The following is a 3,189-nucleotide window of genomic DNA, read 5'->3' as shown; positions in this document are numbered from 1 at the left end:
CCACGACTTCGACTACGAACCGGGCGAGACCGAAGCGGACCGGCCCCGGCATCTGGAGCTCTGGGGCGGCCGGCCGGTGATCGTCGGCGACGCAAGCGGCGCGCCGAACACGGTCACCTTCGCCATGCGCCTCGAAAGCAACTACATCTTCGCCGACGGCTTCGAGCAAGCCCGCGCCACCCTGTGGTCAGGAGTCGCGACACCGTAGGGGATCCCCGCACCGAGGGGCGAGTCGGTAGCTCCCCGCCCCCCGCAGCTGGGGACATGCTGAAGCCCGCCCACCCACGCCGAGCTTGCACAGCTGCTCCCCCCGGGCTGGAGCGTGTCCCCGCGTACCACCCGCTTTCGACTCCCCCCGCAGCCGGGGACATGCTGAAGCCCGTCCACCCCGCCGCGGTCGCTCACTCCAGCCGCCGGGCTGGAGCGTGTCCCCGGCGTACCGGGACCGGGACCTACCAAATTCGCCCGCAGCTGGGGACATGCTGAAGCCCGTCGATCCCGGCGCGGTCGCTCACTCGAGCCCCCGGGCTGGAGCGTGTCCCCGGCGTACCGCGAGCGCGCCGGCCAAAGAGGCGTCAGCCCCGCTCGGACAGCCTCACCCGCTGCGCATCCACCTCCGCCGCGATCTCCGGCCCGAAGTCCTCGGCCTCCCACAGCGGCCGGATCTCGAGATCGCTCGGCCCCGGCATCGGGTTCGGGCAGCGCTTGGCCCACTCGACCGCCTCGTCCATCGAGCCCACCTGCCAGATCCAGTACCCGGCCACGAGCTCCCGGGTCTCCGCGAACGGCCCGTCGGTCACCGACCGCTCGCGCCCGCGGAAATGGACCCGCTTGCCGAACCGGCTCGGCCGCAGCCCGTCGCCGCTGACCATGACCCCCGCCTGGATCAGCTCATCGTTGAACTTGCCCATCGCCGTGAACATCTCGTCGGCGCCCTCCGCGTCGAGGGGACTCTTGGCTGCCTCGGACTCTGCCGTCGCCTTCACGATCACCATCACTCGCATGACGCCTCCTGGTCGGGTTCCGGCGGGGTCTCTCGGAGTTCGCACCCCCCTCGGCCTTCATCAGGGCGACGAACGGGGGAGCGAAAGATCGACATTGGGGACGAAATCTAGCTCAGGCGCCGAGCCTTTCCACCTCTCGGTCCCCGAGCCGCCGGTCCCGCCGCCCGGAAAAACCCCCGCCCGCAGCCGAGGGAACCCATCCTCAGTCGCCCACCGCGTCAGACCACGGCCCGACGTTGCCGCTCTCGAATCCGTCGCGGAAGAGGACGACGCTCACGAACACGCTGACCGCTCCCGCGTTGCTGACCGCCCCCGAGTTCTCGTTCGGCGCCCCGATCGCGAGATCCAGGTAGTGGCCGCCGTCGAAGTCGCCAACCGCGAGCGCGGCGCCGAAGTTGTCGAAGGTCTCGGCGGCGCCCGGCGCGACATGGGCCTGGACCATCACGGTCACCTCCCCGGACGGCGAGGCGTCGGGCCGCGCAATCGCGTAGACCGCGCCGGCTGCGGCAACGCCACCGGCCGTCGCGCCGGGCGCCCCGATGACGAGCTCCCAGGCGCCGTCGCCGTCGAAGTCGCCGGCGGCGAGGCTGGAGGCGAACGCATCCAGATTGGCGGCCGTGCCGAGCTCGGCGCGCTCGATCCGCGAGCCGTAGCCGTTGGCCAGGAATCCGGCCGGGTCGCCGGTCACGATCGACACCGCTCCGACATCGAAGAGCTCGCCACCGTCGTCGTCTGGCCAGCTCTCGCCGGGCGAGCCGATCGCGAGATCGTCGATTCCGTCGCCGTCGAAGTCGGCGGCCGCGAGGGCGGCCCCGAAGCGATGGCCCTCGCCGGAGCCCCCGGGCACCGGCAGAAAGCCCTGCACCAGAACCTGCTCGCCGGCCTCGGCGAGCCCCGATCCGGGGAGACCCTGCGCCACGAGCACAGCGCCGCCGTTCTCTCCGCCGGTCAGGTCTTCCTGGGGATTGCCGATCGCAAGGTCGTCCGCCCCGTCGAGCAGGAAGTCGCCGAAGACGAGCGCCGTGGCGAACTGCGCGCCCTCCTCCTCCGAGAGGCCGAAGCTGGCTTTCGTCCAGACCTGCTCGCCGGTGTAGAAGGCGGTGAGGCCGATCGCGGAACCGCGCAAGAGGTTGAGTCCGCCGGCGTCGACTACGCTGCCGACGTCCTCGAAGGGGACGCCGATGGCGAGGTCATCGAAACCGTCGCCGTCGACATCGCCCGTCGCGAGCGCGAGGCCGAGCCGGTCGTCCACTTCGGGAACCCCCGCGAGCTCGTTCCGCCCCTGCCACCAGCCCTGGGCGCCGCCGTTGGAGAGCCCCCCGACGGAGCCGTAGAGGACGATCACCGCCCCGGCGCCGTCGTGGAACGAACCGTCGGGACGTTCGATCCGCGCGTAGGGCACGCCCACGGCGAGGTCGTCGTAGCCGTCGTCGTCGAAGTCGCCAGCGGCGAGGGAGGCGCCGAAGGAGTCGCCGACATCGGGAACGAGCCCGGTCACGCCAAGGTTCGAAAGCGCCCAACTCGATTCGACGCCGGCCGGAATGCCGCCCGGCCCGCCATAGCGCACCGAGATCCGCCCAGCGAAGCCCAGGCCGCCCACGGTCTCCCCCGGCACACCGACCGCCAGATCGTCCACGCCATCGCCGTTGAAGTCCCCCGCCGCGACCGCCCGCCCAAAGCGGTCATCCACCGCCGGGTCCTCGTTGGTCGCCCCGCCGTCCTGCTCGAAGTAGACCCCGCCAGTGGCAGACAGCTGCGCCTCCGCCGCGTTGGGAAGAAGGACGAAGAGCGTCATGACCGCGGCAAATCGAGCTCGCGCAACAAACCGCGCTCCCGCGACAAACAACAGCGCGAAAGTCCCGCGACCAGCAGAGTTTTCGTACAGCATCCTGAGCCTGCCTTTCTCCTGAATGCCGCCAACTCAGGGAGCGCCTTCCGCGGCGGCGATGTCGGCTCCCATCCCTTACCTCGCATTCCCCCCGCAAAATGCGACAGAAGGGCTGCGCGTGCCGACCCCACGCGAAGCGAGCCGGGCCAAGCTGCCACGAACGTCCTGGGGCGATCGCCCCCCGCAGCCGGGGACATGCTGAAGCCCGTCGGCCCCGCTGCGACCATCCAGCCGATCCCCCCGGGCTGGAGCGTGTCCCCGGCGTACCAGCCCGGGAAATCGTCTGGCACCGCTGAG

At 71.1% G+C, this 3,189-nt stretch carries 3 protein-coding genes; 1 reads left to right on the top strand and 2 read right to left on the bottom strand.

Annotation, left to right across the window (positions count from 1 at the left end; genetic code table 11):
• Positions 1-208 (top strand): hypothetical protein (locus tag KBI44_21750; GenBank protein MBP9147112.1); only part of this gene is annotated, 208 nt, incomplete at its 5' end.
• A gap of 367 nt (positions 209-575) precedes the next feature.
• Here the strand turns inward: KBI44_21750 and KBI44_21745 are convergent.
• Both KBI44_21745 and KBI44_21740 read right to left on the bottom strand, forming a co-directional pair.
• Positions 576-1,004, bottom strand: a complete 429-nt coding sequence (locus KBI44_21745; protein MBP9147111.1) for a YciI family protein — start codon at positions 1,002-1,004, stop codon at positions 576-578.
• Between the two features lie 202 nt (positions 1,005-1,206).
• Complete coding sequence (locus tag KBI44_21740) at positions 1,207-2,799, bottom strand: FG-GAP repeat protein (GenBank protein ID MBP9147110.1); 1,593 nt, start codon at positions 2,797-2,799, stop codon at positions 1,207-1,209.
• Positions 2,800-3,189 lie beyond the last annotated feature (390 nt).

The organism is Thermoanaerobaculia bacterium, from assembly GCA_018057705.1.
Lineage (GTDB): Bacteria > Acidobacteriota > Thermoanaerobaculia > Multivoradales > JAGPDF01 > JAGPDF01.
Note: the sequence above shows the minus strand (reverse complement) of the source record. Positions and strands in the feature narration are given on the sequence as shown.